This is a genomic window from Eudoraea algarum (assembly GCF_050589645.1).
Classification (GTDB): Bacteria; Bacteroidota; Bacteroidia; order Flavobacteriales; family Flavobacteriaceae; genus JBNGOQ01.
In genome coordinates this window covers 821001-840137 of the sequence record NZ_JBNGOQ010000001.1, presented here as the reverse complement: position 1 = coordinate 840137, position 19137 = coordinate 821001, and the positions used below count along the sequence as shown (strand labels likewise).

Here is a 19137-nt window from a genome sequence, read left to right as displayed (position 1 = left end):
TTATTCGTTATTATTTAATGTCCTAGCTTGCCCTGCCCAATCGTCACGCTGCGCCCTTCCCGGGAAGGAGCCCGTAATAGAATCCAACAGATCGTATTCCTTGGCGGTCATACGACCCACTTGGGCAAAGGTAAATATGCCTATACCGTTCAATGTTTTTTCCATCAAGGGGCCTATGCCCTTTACTCTCTTAAGATCATCTGCCGTATCCGTACCGGGGTCAAAGGTGCCCAGGGTATCCAGCAAAGTGGAAACCTGTGCGTCCGTATCGGCCGATGGTGCCGGAGCATCCTCTACAACCGTGTTCACCGGCGCTGTGGTCTTGTTGATCTGATACAAGGGTTTACCCGCTTCCCTTAATTTCTTATAGCGTTCCCCGGAAGACTTTAAAATGGACTTCACTTCTGCCTGGGCAATGATCGGGAAGGTCCTTGCGTAAAGCAAAAAGAGGGTAAAGAAGAATCCTATGGTACCGATAAATATCCCGATATCCACAAAGGTGGGCGAGAACATGGTCCAGGAAGAAGGAAGGTAATCGCGGTGCAAGGAGGTTACGATGATCACAAAACGCTCGAACCACATTCCTATGTTCACCACAATGGAGATCAAGAAAGAGAACACGATACTGGTCCTTAGTTTCTTGAACCACATAAACTGTGGGGAGAACACATTACAGGTCATCATGGCCCAGTAGGCCCACCAGTAAGGTCCCGTTGCCCTGTTCAGGAAGGCGTACTGTTCGTACTCCACTCCTGAGTACCAAGCCATAAATAGCTCGGTGATATAGGCACAGCCCACAATGGAACCGGTGATCATAATCACGATGTTCATGAGCTCTATATGCTGTACGGTAATGTAGGCCTCCAAATGGCATACCTTTCTCGCAATGATCAAGAGGGTATTTACCATGGCAAACCCTGAAAAGATGGCCCCCGCAACAAAGTACGGTGGGAAGATGGTGGTGTGCCATCCTGGGATTACCGAGGTGGCAAAGTCAAAGGATACAATGGTATGTACGGAAAGTACCAGTGGTGTTGCCAATCCGGCCAATACCAATGAAACTTCCTCAAACCGCTGCCAGTCCTTGGCACGGCCACTCCATCCAAAACTTACCAAACTATAAATTTTCTTTTGGAAGGGTTTTACGGCACGGTCCCTGATCATGGCAAAATCGGGCAACAGCCCTGTCCACCAGAAAACCAAGGATACCGATAGATAGGTCGATATCGCAAATACGTCCCAAAGCAGGGGCGAGTTAAAGTTTACCCATAAAGAACCAAATTGGTTTGGGATGGGCAGTACCCAATACCCCAACCATGGACGTCCCATGTGAATGATCGGAAATAATCCGGCCTGTATTACAGAGAAGATGGTCATGGCCTCCGCAGAGCGGTTAATGGCCATTCTCCATTTCTGTCTGAACAATAAGAGTACCGCCGAAATCAAGGTTCCCGCATGACCAATACCTACCCACCAAACAAAGTTGGTGATGTCCCAGGCCCAGCCTACAGTTTTGTTCAATCCCCAGGTACCGATACCGGTGGAAATGGTATAGATGATACAACCAACACCCCAAAGGAATGCAACAAACGCAATGGTGAACACGATCCACCATTGTTTATTGGCCCGCCCTTCGACCGGAGCTGCAATATCCACGGTTACATCGTGGTAGCCTTTGTCTCCAAGTACTAGTGGTTTTCGTATAGGTGCTTCGTAATGCGACGCCATAGATTTCTATTATGATTTACTTTAACTATTGATTATGCTTCGTCCGTATTTCTCACTTTTACATGGTAGAACACGTTTGGTCTTGTTCCTACGCTCTCCAATAAATGGTACATACGGTCATTTTCTTTTAAATGGGCAACCTCGCTTTCGTGGTCATTTACATCTCCGAATACAATGGCCCCGGTACCACAGGCACTGGAACAGGCCGTTTGGAATTCACCGTCCTTGATGGTGCGCCCTTCCCTTTTGGCATCCAAAATGGTCTTTTGCGTTTTTTGAATACACATAGAACATTTTTCCATGACCCCCCTGGAGCGTACGTTTACATCTGGATTGATGACCATTTTGCCCAAGTTGTTGTTCATATTGTAATCGAACTCGTCATTGTCGCTGTACAGGAACCAATTGAAACGACGTACTTTGTACGGACAGTTGTTGGCACAATATCTGGTACCCACACATCTGTTGTACGCCATCTGGTTCTGGCCCTGGCGTCCATGCGATGTAGCCGCAACCGGACAAACCGTTTCACAGGGTGCATGGTTACAGTGCTGGCACATTACCGGCTGGAAGGCCACCTGCGGATTTAGCGCGGGATCTTCCAACTGTCCAAAACCGCCCAGGGAACCTTTATCCCCTGAAAGGCCGTCAAATGCATCTTTTTTGGCATTATCGCTCTCAAAAGTATCTTCCGAGGAATAGTACCTATCTATACGTAACCAGTGCATATCCCTAGATCGTCTTACCTCTTCCTTGCCAACAACAGGAACGTTGTTCTCCGCATGACATGCAATGACACAGGCCCCACAACCGGTACAGGCATTAAGGTCGATGGACATATTAAAGTGATGCCCTATAGAGCGATCAAAGCTGTCCCAAAGGTCTACGGAGGTAGCCGGTACTTCCTGGTGGTTCAGCGAAACTTCCGGAACCTTGTTCCAGTCGTGTGCATCTTTGGTGTTGAAGATCTCCAAGGTGGTCTCCTTGATGATATCGCCCCTTCCCATTAGGGTCTTGTGCAACTGTACGCAGGCAAACTCGTGCATACCGGACGATTGCTCAAGGCTTACCGACTGTATATTGGAGAAGTTTTGGTACAATGCAAAGGCGTTAACACCGGTTTGCATTTCCTGCTTCATCCCTACTTTTTTGCCATATCCAAAGGAAAGTCCCACGGTACCCGGCGCTTGTCCGGGCTGTATGATAACGGGAACTTTGTCCACGCTAACCCCGTTTACGGTCAGTTTTACGTAGCTGCCATCCAATCCGCCATTGGCCACATTCTCATTGACAAGGTTAAGTGTTGCGGCATCAGCCTTGGACACTGTAACGTAGTTGTCCCAGGACACCCGGGTAATGGGATCGGGGAATTCCTGGAGCCAAGGGTTGCTAGCCTGCTGGCCATCGCCCATGCCCACTTTGGAATACAGGACAAGCTCCATTCCGCCACTACTGGCATTTGCCAAACTGTTAATGGCAGAAGCTATGGGCGCTATAGTTGCCTCGGTCCCTTCGCCTGCATCATCAGCATCTGCCGTCTGGGCAGGCACTTCAGATTCCTCGGCGACGGCAGCACTGAACACCCCGTCGTGCAAGGCTTGGTTCCAGTCGGCCCCATTGAGTACGAAGGTATTCCAAGTTTCCTGTATATAATCGTAATACGTCTTATCGTTCCCCATCCACTTCAACAGGGCGCTTTGGAACTGTCTGGTATCGACCAATTCCTTGATGGTGGGTTGCGTTAGGCTATAGTGGCCCTTTTTAATCTGGGCATCACCCCAAGATTCCAAATAATGTGAGGAGGCCGCCGCAAATTGGGCAAGCTCCGAAGTTTCGTTGGTGTTGAAGGTAAAGGCTACGGATAGGTCCACTTTACCGATTCCCTCTGCAAAGTCTGCCGCATTCGGAAGGGTATACGCGGGGTTTACCCCGTCCATGATCAGCGCTCCTACCCGACCGGCCTTCATATCGGCGATCAATTGGTTCACTGCCTTGGTATCTCCCGCTCTTGTATATCTGGGTGCTTCCACATCCATGGCCAAACTGCCCAAGAGTTCATTAATGGCGAGTACAGCGGTCTGTGCGTTTTCATCGTCCAAGCCTGTAAGTACTACTGCTTTGTTGCCCGCTTTACGGATTTCGGCCGCAGCACTTTCCAAGGCCATTTCCACATTTTCGGGCAAATCACCGCTTACATTACTGTTGTTCAACTTGCCATAGAGTTTGGCAAGTGCTATTTTTTGCTGTGTTGGTGTCAAGGGCACCCGTTTATCCGCATTGGCCCCGGTGAGGGACATATTGGATTCGAACTGAATGTGCCTGGACATTTTTCCCTCGTGGGGCACCCGTCCTTTGGCATATCCTTTGTCATATCCGCCCCCTTGCCAATCGGCCAGGAAGTCGGCACTAAAGGAAACGATTACCTCAGCTTTCTCCAGATGGTAATCGGCCAGGGCCCTTTCGTTGTATTTTGCCTCAAAAGCATTGAGGGCTGCATCTTCGGAAATGGCATCGTAGGTAACGTGGTTCACGTTCCCGTACGCCTCCTTGAACTCGGCGATCAACCGTGAGGTAGACGGACTTGCATAGGTCTGGGTCAATAGGGCAATCTGTTTTCCAGACCCCTTGAGGAGGTTCAACCTTCCTTGTACCGCATTGTCCAAAGCGTCCCACTCTACAGCTTCCCCATTCAACAAGGGACCTTGTAACCTGGTACTATCATATAAGGAAAGAACGGAGGCCTGTACCCTTGCATTGGCACTGCCACCCACTTTTGCATCCGTATTGTTTTCGATCTTAATGGGTCTACCTTCGCGGGTCTTTACCAGGATACTGGCAAAATCGAAGCCATTGGCTATGGTGGTAGCGTAGTAATTGGCCACCCCGGGAACGATACGCTCTGGCTGAACCACATAGGGAATGGACTTTTTCACCGGCCCCTCGCAGGCAGCCAAAGAGGCGGCAGCCGTACTGAATCCAACGTACTTTAGAAAATCCCTTCGGTTGGTGGAGGTTGCGGATAAGGTATCCTTATTGCCCAGGAATTCGTCTACCGGAATCTCCTCGACAAACTCATTTTGTCTTAGCGTCTCAACAATGGAATCGTTAGGGTTTAACTCCGCTTCACTCTTCCAATATTTTTTGTTTGATGCCATACGATATATCTGTAATTAGCTTCTAATAATTTTATTAATAGTGACACTTGCCACATTCCAATCCGCCCATCTGCGCCGCCGTGAGTTGGTCTACTCCGTACTTCTTGGAAAGTTCCTCGTGTATTTTTGCGTAGTACTCGTTTCCGGCCACGTCCACATTGGTTTCCCTGTGGCAATTTACACACCAACCCATGGTCAAAGGTGCATATTGGTACATAATTTCCATTTCCTCTACCGGCCCGTGACAGGTCTGGCACTCGATTCCAGCTACCGTAACATGCTGTGAATGGTTAAAGTAGGCAAAATCAGGTAGATTATGGATACGCACCCATTCAACAGGTTGGGTATCACCGGTATACTTTTGGTTCTCCTCATCCCAGCCTACAGCCTGATATAATTTTTTGATTTCGCCCGTATAGAACTCATTGGTATATCCATTGGCCAGGTCCTCCGGACTGGGTCCTTCGGCGTTTCCGGTATATTCGTAAATGGACTTGTGACAGTTCATACAGACGTTCAGGGAAGGTATGCCCGAATGTTTGGATACCCGTGCCGAAGAGTGGCAATATTTACATTCTATCTGGTTGTCGCCAGCGTGTATTTTATGGGAATAGTGGATGGGCTGAATAGGAGCATATCCCTGATCAATACCGAGTTGCATCATCCATCCGTAAGCAAAGTAGCCACTGGCCAATAAAAGAAAGATCGCCGTTACCAAAACCAGGAATTGGTTCTTGGCAAAAGCCTTCCATATCGGGAGCCCTTTTTCCGCTTTGTCCTTTTCCAACAGCACCCCGTTGGCCTCTGCAATCCTGCGCAAGGTCCTGTTCACCAAAATCAGCATCATGACCAGAAGCATAAAGACAAGTGCCAAGGCGCCAAGAATGATCTCATTGGAAATGCCCGAGACCCCTCCGCCTCCGGCAGCATCCGTTGCAGCCGTGGCCGTAGCAGCCACAGGCACAGGTGGTGGTGCGGCGGTATAGGCCAAAATATCATCAATGTCCGTATTGCTCAAGGTAGGGAAAGCGGTCATGGCCGCTTGGTTGTATTCCGCATAAATCTTGACGGCATAGGCATCGCCCGCTTTGATCATTCCCGGACTGTTCTTTATCCAGGTATACAGCCATTCGCGATCCAATCCCTCATCTGCAGCAAGCCTAGATTCCACATTGGCAAGCGCTGGCCCCGTCATTTTACGGTTTAGTGAATGACAGGCCGCACAATTCTGATTAAACAGGGATTTTCCCTTAGCGACATCCCCGCCGGAAGCCTCAGCGGTTTCCGCAGTTGCAGTACCCGTTTCCTGGGCGGCTGCATCATCCTGTGCATGAAGAAAAGTTGAAAAGAGTAGAAAAGCTAGTACGCTGGTACCTAAAATTTTAGAAATTCGATTGCGGTATGGAACCTGTTTCATATTTAAAATATTTCTATCGAAATCTTGGCACGATATTTACTGTATTAAGGGTGGTAAAGCTTAAAATATCGCCGCTCAAATTGAAGGCAAAAATACGACATAGACTTTATTTTGGAAATGTTAAGGGATTTATAATTTATAATTTATACTAATTCTAAATAATGAAAAAATCTTTGGCGTGAAGCTTAAAAATTTACCTTTGTTACAAGCGCTAAGATCAAAATTATAAAGCATATGAAACGAGCTGTCACTTTACTCTTTTTTATAGGTTTATCTTCTTTTGCCCTGGCCCAGGAAGGTTCTATAACCATTGAGCAAGATGAGAAAATTACGGATTTGTTAAGACTTTATAAGTCGGCCAACAAAAGTTCGGATTTTTATCAGATACAAGTTTTTTTTGGCGCCTATGACGAGGCCCAAAATATAAAATCGAAAGTGGAGACCGACTTCCCCGGATGGTACTCCCAAATTAAATTTGAGTCGCCCAGTTATCGGGTACGTGTAGGACGATTTACTACCAAACTGGAGGGCGAACGCAAGCTTATAGAAGTGCGGCAAAAATATCCCAGTGCCATGCTCCTAAAACCTGAAAAAAAGACCAAAAAAACAAAAAAGACCAAATAGGTCTTTTTTGTTTTTTCGTTTTGTTTTACGGGACAAAAAATATCCCCGTCCTTGCATTAAAGTTTCTTCTTAACGGCAATTTCCTGGAAGGCCTCTACAATATCACCTTCTTTGATATCATTGTAGTTTTTGATCTGCAGACCACAATCATACCCTTTGGCAACTTCCTTAACATCATCCTTGAAACGTTTTAAGGACGATAGTTCGCCGGTATTGATGACCACGCCGTCCCTAATGAGCCTGATGCCAGAATTTCTGAATATCTTGCCACTGGTTACCATACATCCGGCGATCGTACCCACTTTTGAAATCTTAAAGGTCTCACGTATTTCTGCCGTTCCGGTAATTTCTTCCTTCATTTCAGGAGACAACATACCTTCCATGGCATCTTTAAGGTCATTGATCGCGTCGTAAATGATGGAATACATACGTACATCGATTTCCTCTTTTTCCGCAATGGCTCGGGCATTGCCCATGGGCCTTACATTAAATCCGATAATGATGGCGTCCGAAGCCGAGGCCAATAAGACATCCGATTCCGTAATGGCGCCTACCGCCTTGTGTATGATGTTCACTTGGATCTCATCGGTAGACAGCTTTTGGAAGGAATCCGTCAAGGCTTCAACAGATCCGTCAACATCACCCTTCAAGATAATGTTCAGTTCCTTGAAATCTCCCAGGGCAATTCGCCTGCCAATTTCATCAAGGGTAATATGGCGCTGCGTCCTTACGGTCTGCTCGCGCTGCAATTGCCCTCGTTTGGCAGCAATTTGTTTTGCTTCCCTTTCGTCTTCCAGTATGTTGAACTTATCTCCCGCTTGCGGGGCACCGTCCAATCCCAAAATGGAAATAGGTGTTGAGGGTCCAACGGATTCTACATTTTTTCCACGTTCATCCTGCATGGCTTTCACCTTACCACTACAGGTACCTGCCAGCACGTAATCCCCGATCCCGAGTGTTCCTGCCTGTACCAAGATGGTAGACACATAGCCCCTTCCCTTGTCCAGGAACGCTTCAACCACGGTTCCGGAGGCCAATTTATCCGGATTTGCCTTTAACTCCAGCAGTTCGGCCTCCAATAACACTTTTTCTAGGAGTTCATTGATACCGTCCCCGGTTTTGGCAGAGATGTCGTGCGATTGTATTTTACCGCCCCAGTCCTCTACCAAAAGGTTCATGGCCGCCAGGCCTTCCTTAATCTTATCCGGATTGGCCGTGGGCCTATCTATTTTGTTGATGGCAAAGACAATGGGCACACCCGCTGCCTGCGCATGGCTAATAGCCTCCTTGGTCTGGGGCATAATATCATCATCGGCCGCGACCACGATTATGGCAATATCGGTTACCTGGGCTCCCCGTGCACGCATGGCCGTAAAGGCTTCGTGACCAGGGGTGTCCAAAAAGGTAATCTTTTGTCCGCCTTCCAGGCTTACGCCATAGGCCCCTATATGTTGGGTTATTCCACCGCTCTCCCCTGCTATTACGTTCTCCTTTCGGATATAATCGAGCAGGGAGGTTTTTCCGTGGTCTACGTGTCCCATTACAGTTACGATGGGTGCTCTTGGTTTCAGGTCTTCGGGTGCATCCTCCTCTTCGAGAATGGATTCTTCGATATCCGCGGTCACGAATTCTACTTCATAGCCAAACTCATCGGCCACGATGGAAAGCGTCTCCGCATCCAAACGTTGGTTCATGGTCATCATGATGCCCAACGACATACAGGCCGAAATAATCTCGGTCGTGGAAACATCCATCATGGTTGCCACCTCGTTTACCGTCACAAATTCGGTCACCTTAAGGATTTTGCTGTCCAACTCTTGTTGTTCCAGATCCTTTTCGGTCTGTTGCCTATGCTGGTCTCTTTTATCCCGTCGGTATTTGGCTCCTTTGCCTTTTTTGGATTTCCCCTGTAGTTTCTCCAGGGTCTCCCGTACCTGCTTTTGTACTTCTTCCTCGGTAGGTTCTACCTTGGAAACAGAAGCAAAACGTTGTCCGGCCCCTTTCCTGGCGCCATCTTTACCCCTGGCACCGCCATTTGGACCGTTGCCATTTCCTTTGCTGATAATTCGCTTTCTTCGTTTCCGTCTGTCGGAAGAAGCATCCTCCTTAGGGGTTTCCTTTGCGGGTTCTTTCTTTTTCTTGGGCTTTTCGAACTTGGTAAGGTCGATTTTATCACCCATTATTTTTGGCCCAGAAAGTTTTTTGTACTGTGTCGTGATCGACTCGGGTTTTGCCTCTTCTGTTGCTGCTGGTTTCGTTTCCGCTGCCGGTTTTTCTTCAGTTTTCGGTGTTTCCTTTGTTGTTTTGGGCTCAGGGGCTTTTACCTCCTCAACTGCGGGCTTCTCCACTTTGGCGGGTGCCTTCTTTTTGGTATCCAGCTCTATCTTGCCAACGGTCTTGGGCCCGGAAAGCTCCACTTTGGCCTTAACGACCTGCTCGGAGGCCGAGCGTTTCTCCCTGGCCAGCCTTTTCTCTTCTTGCTCCTGCTCCAGTTGTAATCGTATGGCTTCCTTCTCCTTGCGCTTTTCTTCCCCTACTTCCTTGGATGCAACTTTCTTGCTCATATCCGTCTGGAACTCATCCAAAAGCACCTGATATACTTCATTGGAAATTTTCGTGGTAGGTCTGGCCTCCACGTCATGTCCTTTGGACGAGAGGAAATCCACCGCTCGATCCAATGAAATATTCAGTTCCCTTAGAACTTTGTTAAGCCTTATCGTTGCACTTTCTGCCATAAATAATTATTCCTATTCTTATAATTTGTCGCTAATATATAGCTTAATCTTCAAACTCTTCTTTTAGTATACGCACAACTTCCAAAATTGTCTCCTCTTCCAAATCGGTACGTTTTACCAAATCATTCACATCTTGTTCCAGGACACTTCGTGCAGTATCCATGCCTATTTTCTTAAGTTCATCAATGATCCAACCTTCGATTTCATCAGAAAACTCCGTCAGTTCCACATCTTCTTCAACGCCTTCTCGGAACACATCGATCTCATAACCGGTTAGTTGTCCTGCCAATCGGATATTATGACCGCCCCTACCAATGGCCTTGGATACTTCCTCTGGTCTAAGGTACACCTGGGCCGTCATCTTCTCATCGTTCAATTTTACCGTGGATACCCTGGCCGGACTTAAGGCACGGGTAACCAACAACTGTGGGTTGTTGGTCCAGTTGATCACGTCTATATTTTCATTGCCCAGTTCCCTAACGATACCGTGGATACGCGATCCCTTCATCCCTACACAAGCACCTACGGGATCTATCCTGTCATCATAGGAGTCCACGGCCACCTTGGCCTTCTCCCCGGGAATGCGTACCGCTTTTTTAATGGTGATAAGTCCATCGAACACCTCGGGGATTTCCTGGAAGAACAATTGTTCCAAGAAGGTCGGAGAGGTTCTAGACATAATGATGGTAGGTTTGTTCCCCTTGAGTTCCACGCTTTCAACGATACCCCGAACATTGTCTCCTTTTCGAAAGAAATCCGAGGGAATCTGCTTGTCCTTGGGCAAGATGATCTCGTTGCCCTCATCATCCAATAAGATAATGGCCTTGTGACGTATGTGGTGTACCTCTGCCGTATAAATCTCTCCTTCCAGATCCTTGAACTGTTTGTAAATGGTAGTATTGTCGTGCTCGTGTATTTTCGAAATCAGGTTTTGGCGAAGCGCCAGGATGGCCCTTCTTCCCAAATCGATAAGCTTCACCTCTTCGGAAACGTCCTCTCCTACTTCAAAATCGGGTTCGATCTTGCGCGCCTCGGAGAGCGAAATCTCTTCCAGGGGATCTTCCACTTCCCCATCTTCCACAACGACCCGGTTCCTCCATATCTCCAAATCGCCTTTGTCCGGGTTGATGATAATATCAAAGTTATCGTCCGAACCGAATTTCTTCTTTAGGGCGTTCCTAAACACATCTTCCAAAATCGCCATAAGCGTTACCCTATCTATGAATTTATCATCCTTAAATTCCGAGAAGGACTCGATTAACGCAATATTTTCCATTTTTGATCTACAATTAAAATTTTAATACAACTTTTGCTTCTTGAATATCGGAAAGTGCAATTTCCTGCTTTTTCCGTACGGTTACCTTGCCCTTACCGATGGGTTTGGGCTCCCTGGCCTTCCATTCCAGGGTAATGCTATCGTCTTCGGCTGCTGTTAATTCGCCCTCAATACTTTCGCTCAAGGTCCGTACCTCCAATTTCCTGCCGATATTCTTTCTATACTGCCGTGCCATGGTCAAGGGCGTTGTGGCTCCTGCGGATGCCACTTCCAAGGCAAAATCCTCTTCCTCCCGGTCCAAATTATGTTCTATGGCCCTACTGATATCCATACAATCCTGCAGACTTACGCCCTCATCACCATCCAAGGTAATTTTGATCTTATTGTCTGGCGAAATGGAAAAATCGATCAGAAAAAGTGTCTCGTTTTTCCCAAGGGCCTCCTCTAAAAGTGTGGTTACCTTCTCCTGCAACATCATTTGTAAGTAATAAAAGAGGGGACTAAATTGTCCCCTCATGAATACGTATATCCTTTCAGTGCTGCAAATATACAACTTTTTTGGTTTTCCCAATAATCATTACAAGATGTTTAAATCATTGTTGACTATTACAACCGACGCCTTGACGAAAGTCCGTGATTTAACCGTATTTTTAATCCGAGCGAACAATAACCGTTTATAACCAAACCCATGGAAATCTTCTCATCCTATAACCTCATTATCGAGGCTTCCGTAATCCTTATATTGTCCTTCCTTTTCAACGGTATCTCCAAAAGGACCAATATTCCGTCGGTACTGTTACTTATTATTTTGGGGGTAATCCTGCAATTTTTTCTAAAGTACTTTACCTCAGAGCAGGTAAACTTCTTTCCCGCCTTGGAAGTCCTGGGCATTGTGGGATTGATAATGATTGTGCTGGAAGCTGCGCTGGAACTGGAATTGAAGCGCGAAAAAATGGTGCCCATCCTAAAATCCATGGCCATAGCGCTCATTGGACTATTGGCCTCTGCCTGGGTGGCGGCCTTGGTCCTATACCAATTCATCCCCGATATGAGCATGCACTCGGCCTGGTTATATGCCACGCCCTTATCCATTCTTTCCAGCGCCATCATTATTCCGAGCGTAAGCGGATTGGCAGACCACAAAAAGGAATTTCACATCTATGAAAGCACCTTCTCGGATATCATGGGCATTATGATGTTTTATTTCCTGGTGGGGAGACTAAATCCGTCAGAAAGTGGGGGCATCGGGATTTTTGCCGGGAACATTTTGCTCACCATTGTGATATCGCTGATCGCCAGTTATGCCATAATCCTCATTTTTCAGAAAATCAAGAGTCAGGCCAAGCTGTTTCTATTGATCGCCGTACTCCTTTTGCTCTACGCCATAGGTAAACAACTGCATCTCTCCTCCCTACTGATCATCCTTATTTTCGGATTGGTCATCGCCAACATGAAATTGTTTTTTGCCGGAAAGTTGTCCGTTTTTCTCGATACCAAAAAGGCCGAACAAATTTATCACGAGCTTCACATTGTAACTTTGGAAACCGCTTTTGTGGTACGGACCTTTTTCTTTGTGATTTTTGGGCTGACCATTGCCATTGCCTCCCTATGGAGCATTAGTGTGGCCTTGATAAGTCTGTTGATCATCCTTTCGATCTATGCCATACGCTTCGCAGTGCTGCGGACGTTTATCGGCAGTGACATCTTTCCCCAATTGTTCATAGCACCCAGGGGCCTTATCACCGTTCTTTTGTTCTATGCCATTCCCCAAGAGGCCCAGGTAGCTACTTTTGAACCAGGCATATTGCTTTTTGTGATTATCGCCACCAGTCTTATCATGACCTGGGGCATGATCCGGGACAAAAAGAAAATGAAAACCTTGTTGGACGAGGTGGACGAAGAATTTGATGCACTGCACAAAGCCTATGAGCCAGAGATCTCGGAACCCATTCCCTTGGATTTGGAAGAAAAGCAGGGACCTGATGAATTGGGGACAGACGAACCAGGCGAGCGGGAATAAAAAATCCCGGCCCCTTGAAGGAACCGGGATTAAAACTTAAACTTTTTTGTTGGCCTACTAGGACTCGAACCTAGAACGACTGGACCAAAACCAGCTGTGTTGCCAATTACACCATAGGCCAATACCGCTTAAGAGCCTGCAAATTTATAATAAAGTTTTGTTTGCACCAATACTTAATCTAAATATTTTAAACCTAAAGGTTTTGCCAAAAGAGCATTCCCATTCTATTTTAATTAGTAAATTCGCCCATCGGATAAACTACAGACCGCATGTTTTCAAAGAACTTCGAGAAATGGAACACCATGCTGGGGTGGGCCGTTTTTTTAATCGCCCTTATCACTTACGGAATTACGGTTGAACCTACAAGTAGTTTCTGGGATGCAGGGGAATACATTACCACGGCAGCAAAATTACAGGTAGGGCATCCTCCCGGAGCACCACTATTACAAATGATCGGGGCTTTCTTCTCCATGTTTGCCCTGGATGACCAACAGGTGGCCCTTATGGTGAACTATGTATCGGGCGTATCCAGTGCCTTTACCGTTCTCTTTATGTTCTGGACCATCACCAATCTGGTCAGAAAATTGATCCAAAAAGGGCATGCCTTTACCAATAGTAGGGCCATTGCTGTTTTGGGAAGTGGCCTTGTAGGAAGTTTGGCCTTTGCGTATTCCGATAGTTTTTGGTTCAACGCGGTAGAAACCGAAGTATATGCCATGGCCAGTTTTATTATGGCGCTGTTGCTTTGGTTGGGACTTAAATGGACCGATGATTTGGATGACCCAAGGGGCAACCGCTGGTTGGTGCTGATTTCCTTTGTGGTGGGGCTCACCTTTGGAATACAGTTTATGGGCTTTTTGGCCATTCCGTCCATAGGGCTTCTGTACTACTTTAAAAAATACCGGACCACCACCGTTAAGAACTTCTTGCTCGCCAACATTATCGTGGTCGTCATTTTAATGGTGGTCTATAAATTTTCGCTTACCTATGTCTTGAAGTTGTTCGGATGGAGCGAAGTCTTTTTTATTAATAGCATAGGATTGCCCTTTAATTCCGGGACCCTTATCATGGGACTCCTTTTTGCAGGAGCCTTCTATTACGGCCTGCGTTATACCCGCAAAAACAACTATAGGAAGGCCAACACCATTGTGCTGTGCACCATGTTCCTGTTTCTTGGATTTTCATCTTGGTTAATGCTCCCCATACGTGCCAATGCCAATGTGGTGATCAATGAGAACAACCCCTCGGACGCACGATCCCTTTTGGCGTATTACAATAGGGAACAGTATCCCGGAGTGGACAGCCCTATTTACGGGGCCTATTACTCCGATCTCTTTGCCCCGGCCGGCGATGAGATCGATGAAAAACCCAAATACGAGAAAGACAGGGCCCTAGGGAAATACATTATTGTAAACGACTATGAGGATGCACTCCAAGGACCCAATAAAAAACATGTGGGCCTATTGCCCCGTATGTGGAGCGATCAGAATGCCGAAAATTATATGCGCTACTTTGGTCCCTTGGATTTTAAGATGCGTGAATCCAATGCGGAACTCAGAAAGGCGGTGAACCAACTAAAAACGGGATACGCCAATGGCGAAATAGACGAGGAACAGTACATTGGCTTTCTGCGACAGTTCAACGAATATATAGAGGTACAGCCCCCATCGGTTTGGGACAACGTTAAATACATGTTCGAATTTCAATTCGGCTATATGTACTGGCGATATTTTATGTGGAACTTTGTCGGGAAACAAAATGATCTGCAGGGCCGCTATGACAACAACGGAAATTGGCTCAGCGGAATCAATTTTGTGGATAGTCAGCGTTTGGGCAGCCAAGACAACCTCCCCAGCGATGATTTGAACAACAAAGGACGGAACACGTATTTCTTTTTACCGCTCCTGCTGGGTATTATAGGGCTGGTCTTTCAGATCAGTAAGAACCCCAAGCAATTTTGGGTATTGTTCGTGTTCTTTATGTTCACCGGACTGGCCATTCAGTTCTATACCAACCCCTCCATTTTTCAGCCTAGGGAACGGGACTATTCCCTGGTAGGATCCTTCTATATATTTGCCCTATGGATCGGTTTGGGCGTTTATGCGCTATTCGATGAATTCCGTAAACTGATGAATCCGAAAGTATTGGCACCACTGGTCACCCTCCTCTGCCTGTTTACGGTCCCAGGGGTCATGGCCTATCAGAACTGGGACGACCACGACCGATCTAATCGCTTCACGGCACGGTCCACGGCCAAGGCCTATCTGGATTCCTGTCAGGAAGATGCCGGGGCCATCATCTTTACCATTGGGGACAATGACACCTTTCCGCTATGGTACGCCCAGGAAATAGAAGGGTACCGCACCGATGTACGGGTGGTCAACACCAGCCTTTTTGCAACGGATTGGTATATTGATCAAATGAAGCGGCAGGCATACGAGAGTCCTCCCATACCCTCGCAACTGACCCATGAGGCATATCGTTGGGGATCTCGCGATGTGATCTACCACCAAGGTATAACCGATAGTCGATGGAACATCAAGGATTTCATGAATTGGGTGGGCAGCGATAAGCCCCAGACCAAGTTTAAGTACCTGTTGCAAAAACAAGGGGCCGATTTAAGTGAATATTCCGATAGTAACCTGAACATTGTCTTCTATCCTACCCATAAGATCCGTATTCCGGTAAACAAAAAGAATGTCCTGGAAAGCGGGCTTGTCAAGGAAAAGGACAGTGCCTTGATCCTGGATTACATTGACCTGGACCTACCACAAAGTGTGTTGACCAAGAACAGGATTCTTATGCTGGACATTATTGCCAATAACGATTGGAAACGCCCTATTTATTTTTCTGGCGGCAGTTTTGACAACGCGGAATACATTTGGATGAAGGATTACCTGCAATTGGATGGGCTGGCCTATAAACTGGTGCCCATAAAGACCAAGAACAGAAGTGCCTTTGAAATGGGCCGTATTGATGCAGACCTGATGTACGATATTGTAAAGAACTGGGATTGGGGCAATTCGGGTAGTACTGAAATCTATCACGACCCGCAAACGCGTTCCCAGGGACTTTCCTTTAGGGGAAATCTGGCCCGCTTGGTGGAAACCCTGATCAATGAGGAAAAAATTGATAAAGCCAGGGATATTATCGATATCGCCATGGAGCAGATGCCTTTGGACTATTTTGGTTTCTACACTTTTGTGGAACCCTTCTTGGACGGCTACTATAAGGTGGGGGAAACCAACAAGGCCCGAGACTTGTTTCAACGCCTGAAAAAGAAATATCAGGAGCGTTTGGAATACTATGCGGGGATTCCCCTGGACGAGCAATATGAACATATTGACAATATCATTGCCGATATGGAGGGATATCGCCGGAACATTGATACGCTGATCGAAAACGATACCCAGGAGATGGCGGAAAAAGAGACCCTGATCTTTAATGAGTATATCGACAAATTCGACCATTTTGTAGGCGGCGGTTCCGATTTTCTGCAGGAAGTCCCCGCTCCCGAAGATCCAGACCTTTTGGATTCGGTAGAGATCGACACAACAAGCTCAGGTACAAGCACGGACAGTACCGTTAATTAACAGCAAAAAAAAAGCCGGACAAAATGCCCGGCTTTTTTTGTACTAGCTCAATCGCTAAACGTATTCGTTGAGTATTCCTATAAGGGTATTGGCGTCCTGTTCCCCGCTCTGCCGCCATACCATTTCTCCTTTTTTATAAATCATAAGGGTAGGAAGCCCCTTGATTCTTAGTGCTTGGGACAGCTCCTTGTTCTTGTCCACATCAATTTTAATGACCTTGCCCTTATCTCCCAAAGCGGCCGCCACATCCCTAAGTACCGGATGCATGGAGGTGGACTGTTCATTCCACTCCGCGTAAAAGTCCAATAGCACAGGAATCTTTAAATCTATAAGTTCACCGAATTTAGACATATGTAAAACATTGGGTTATTGCCCAAAAGTAAGAAAAATTGTTAAAATACTACGAATAGCCCCCGTTTTGTGGTCTTTCTTAAGGTTAAATTCACGTTAAGGATTTCTTTTTTAGGGTAATTACGGTAATCTCTGGCCAAATACCTACCCTGCCCGGATAACCGATAAAACCAAAGCCGCGGTTTACGTTGATGTATTGGCCTAATTCCTTATAAATTCCGGCCCAGTACTTATAGCGCCATTTTACCGGACTCCACTTTATCAAGCCCGGGATTTCTATTCCGAACTGCATGCCGTGGGTATGACCGCTCAACGTTAAATGATAATGGTATTCATCTTGGATGACCTCTTCCTCCCAATGTGAGGGGTCATGGCTTAGCAATATTTTAAAATCGTCCTTGGAAATAGCGGAGGATGCTTTCCTGAGATCTCCTGCTTTCTTAAAACCGCCCTTGCCCCAATTTTCCACCCCAATTAGGGCCAGCCGGTCCTCACCGCGCTCTAGGTAGCGACTCTCGTTCAAAAGCAGATCAAACCCAATTTCTTTCTGCAAAGCTTTGAGGTCCTCCAAATTCTGTCGCTTAAGCGCCTCGGTCTCCCATTGCACATAATCGCCATAATCATGATTGCCCAAAATGGAATATTTGCCGTCCTTGGCCTCTAGCTTGGAAAAAATACCCTTCCAAGGGTGCATCTCCTCTGTCTTGTTGTTCACCATATCCCCAGTAAAGAAGATAACATCGCTTTGCTGTTCGTTCACCAAATCTATGGCGTATTCGATCTTGGCCCTATTGTCAAAGCTACCGCTGTGCACATCGGAAATTTGGGTAATCTGATACCCATCAAAGGCATCGGGCAGGTCATCAAACTCCAGCTGGTACTTTAATACCTTAAAATTGTATTTTCCCTTGTACATCCCATATAACAGTGCACTAAATGGCAGGGCCGCAATTCCCAGGGCCACCACGCTCAGAAAACGACGACGTGTAGGAATCGTAAATTCCTGGGTGGTTCCAAAAAACTTCTGATAGACACCGGTGACCAATCTAAAAATATCCTCGGAAAAGAGAAATATAATGGTGATGATCTTAAACACCAGCATGGCCATTAAAAAACCAAAGGCATAGCTTTTGGGGCGACTCAACACCCTTCCGGCCTCCGCTCCCCAGGTGAACTGATAGATAAAGTTCCCCAATACCAGCAAGGACACGACCATATAGAGATAATACACCCAGGGGTATCTGGATGCCGTTTTAAGTGCTTGCAGGGAGTAGAACCCCAATACCAGATAAAAAATAATAAATACGATCCAACGCAACATAGTAGCTTTTTTACAAATATATTTCTTTAGGCAGGGCTGTCATTTCCTTTACCTTTTATTTAACTAGGTCTACGATATGACGAACGGTTTCCATTTTCGTTACGGCCACGGCATCTTCCCGCAAAAAAGATGGGGAATTCATGGAAATTTTGGGAGGTTGCTCCAGTTTTGTATGGAAGGCGGTAGCGGATAAATGAATGGCTTTAAATCCCTTTTCCTTAAAACGGAGTACGTTGTTTTCGCGTACCCCACCACCCGGCATCACTATGGTTTTTTTGGCAGTGCCCTGCAACTTTGACAAGAGCGAAATACCTTCCAGGGCCGTTTTCTCCTGACCCGAACTTAGCACGCAATTAACTCCCAGGTCTTCCAGTTCCCCGAGTGTGCCCAGTGGGTCCGGAACCCAATCAAAGGCCCGGTGAAAGGTAAACTCCAAGGGTGCGGATAGTTCGATAAGTGCCTGCGTTCTTTCCGTGTCCAGGCTAAGGTCCTTGCGCAACATCCCTGAAACGATGCCACTAAGGTCCAAAGTCTTGCAGAAGGCAATATCCTTTTTCATAATCTCGAACTCCTGTGCGGAATAGGTAAAGTCTCCGCTCCTGGGCCTGATCAACACCCGTACAGGAATGGAAAGCTGTTCCCTGACACTCTGCAGCAATCCAAGGGAAGGGGTAATGCCTCCTACTCCCAACTCCGTGCAAAGTTCCAATCTATCTGCCCCAGCCCTTTCCGCGTTCAAGGCAGACTCTAGAGAATTGGCGCATACTTCTACTAGCATTTCAGTGGTCTTTGAAGGCTAAAATTAAGCATCCCAAACCTGCGAAACGAGGAAAATCAACTAAAAATGGGACTTGGGCCGTTCGGAATTGATTTCCATACGTTTCTTGCACCCTCCTGAATCTTTTATTAGCGCGCAA

Annotated in this window: 12 protein-coding genes and 1 tRNA gene; 3 read left to right on the top strand and 10 right to left on the bottom strand. The window is 46.7% G+C overall.

The window, feature by feature from the left end; all coding sequences use genetic code 11:
- Genes nrfD through ACRD67_RS03900 form a run of 3 tightly spaced genes read right to left on the bottom strand, consistent with a single transcriptional unit; the run spans nt 1 to nt 6300 of the window.
- Nucleotides 1-1728, bottom strand: coding sequence for an NrfD/PsrC family molybdoenzyme membrane anchor subunit (gene nrfD, locus ACRD67_RS03910; protein WP_430965728.1), 1728 nt, complete (start codon nt 1726-1728; stop codon nt 1-3).
- A gap of 32 nt (nt 1729-1760) precedes the next feature.
- Nucleotides 1761-4883, bottom strand: coding sequence for a TAT-variant-translocated molybdopterin oxidoreductase (locus ACRD67_RS03905; protein WP_430965727.1), 3123 nt, complete (start codon nt 4881-4883; stop codon nt 1761-1763).
- Between the two features lie 34 nt (nt 4884-4917).
- A complete protein-coding gene (locus ACRD67_RS03900) occupies nt 4918-6300 on the bottom strand; it encodes a c-type cytochrome (protein WP_430965726.1) in 1383 nt (460 codons plus the stop codon).
- Nucleotides 6301-6534: 234 nt separating this feature from the next.
- On the opposite strand from ACRD67_RS03900, the gene ACRD67_RS03895 reads away from it, so the two are divergent.
- Complete coding sequence (locus tag ACRD67_RS03895) at nt 6535-6924, top strand: SPOR domain-containing protein (protein ID WP_430965725.1); 390 nt, start codon at nt 6535-6537, stop codon at nt 6922-6924.
- Nucleotides 6925-6980: 56 nt separating this feature from the next.
- Here the strand turns inward: ACRD67_RS03895 and infB are convergent, their stop codons facing one another.
- Genes infB through rimP form a run of 3 tightly spaced genes read right to left on the bottom strand, consistent with a single transcriptional unit; the run spans nt 6981 to nt 11410 of the window.
- A complete protein-coding gene (gene infB, locus ACRD67_RS03890) occupies nt 6981-9659 on the bottom strand; it encodes a translation initiation factor IF-2 (RefSeq protein WP_430965724.1) in 2679 nt (892 codons plus the stop codon).
- 43 nt (nt 9660-9702) lie between these two features.
- The gene (gene nusA, locus ACRD67_RS03885; RefSeq protein ID WP_430965723.1) at nt 9703-10935 is read right to left on the bottom strand and encodes a transcription termination factor NusA; all 1233 of its coding nucleotides are present in this window, start codon (nt 10933-10935) and stop codon (nt 9703-9705) included.
- Nucleotides 10936-10948: 13 nt separating this feature from the next.
- Nucleotides 10949-11410: a ribosome assembly cofactor RimP gene (gene rimP / locus ACRD67_RS03880; protein ID WP_430966181.1), complete on the bottom strand. Its 462-nt coding sequence runs from the start codon at nt 11408-11410 to the stop codon at nt 10949-10951.
- Nucleotides 11411-11623: 213 nt separating this feature from the next.
- Here rimP and ACRD67_RS03875 point away from each other — a divergent pair, with 213 nt between their 5' ends.
- A complete protein-coding gene (locus ACRD67_RS03875) occupies nt 11624-12955 on the top strand; it encodes a cation:proton antiporter domain-containing protein (protein WP_430965722.1) in 1332 nt (443 codons plus the stop codon).
- 49 nt (nt 12956-13004) lie between these two features.
- On the opposite strand, the gene ACRD67_RS03870 is transcribed toward ACRD67_RS03875, so the two are convergent.
- Nucleotides 13005-13076 (bottom strand) — tRNA-Gln (locus ACRD67_RS03870).
- A gap of 148 nt (nt 13077-13224) precedes the next feature.
- Here ACRD67_RS03870 and ACRD67_RS03865 point away from each other — a divergent pair.
- Complete coding sequence (locus ACRD67_RS03865; RefSeq protein WP_430965721.1) at nt 13225-16548, top strand: glycosyltransferase family 117 protein; 3324 nt, start codon at nt 13225-13227, stop codon at nt 16546-16548.
- 54 nt (nt 16549-16602) lie between these two features.
- Here the strand turns inward: ACRD67_RS03865 and ACRD67_RS03860 are convergent, their stop codons facing one another.
- From ACRD67_RS03860 to ACRD67_RS03850, 3 genes are all read right to left on the bottom strand, one after another.
- Nucleotides 16603-16899, bottom strand: coding sequence for a thioredoxin family protein (locus ACRD67_RS03860; protein ID WP_430965720.1), 297 nt, complete (start codon nt 16897-16899; stop codon nt 16603-16605).
- A gap of 91 nt (nt 16900-16990) precedes the next feature.
- Nucleotides 16991-18220 carry a metallophosphoesterase gene (locus ACRD67_RS03855; RefSeq protein ID WP_430965719.1) on the bottom strand — a complete coding sequence of 410 codons (1230 nt, stop codon included), beginning with the start codon at nt 18218-18220 and terminating at the stop codon, nt 16991-16993.
- A gap of 55 nt (nt 18221-18275) precedes the next feature.
- Nucleotides 18276-18998 carry a copper homeostasis protein CutC gene (locus ACRD67_RS03850; RefSeq protein WP_430965718.1) on the bottom strand — a complete coding sequence of 241 codons (723 nt, stop codon included), beginning with the start codon at nt 18996-18998 and terminating at the stop codon, nt 18276-18278.
- Nucleotides 18999-19137 lie beyond the last annotated feature (139 nt).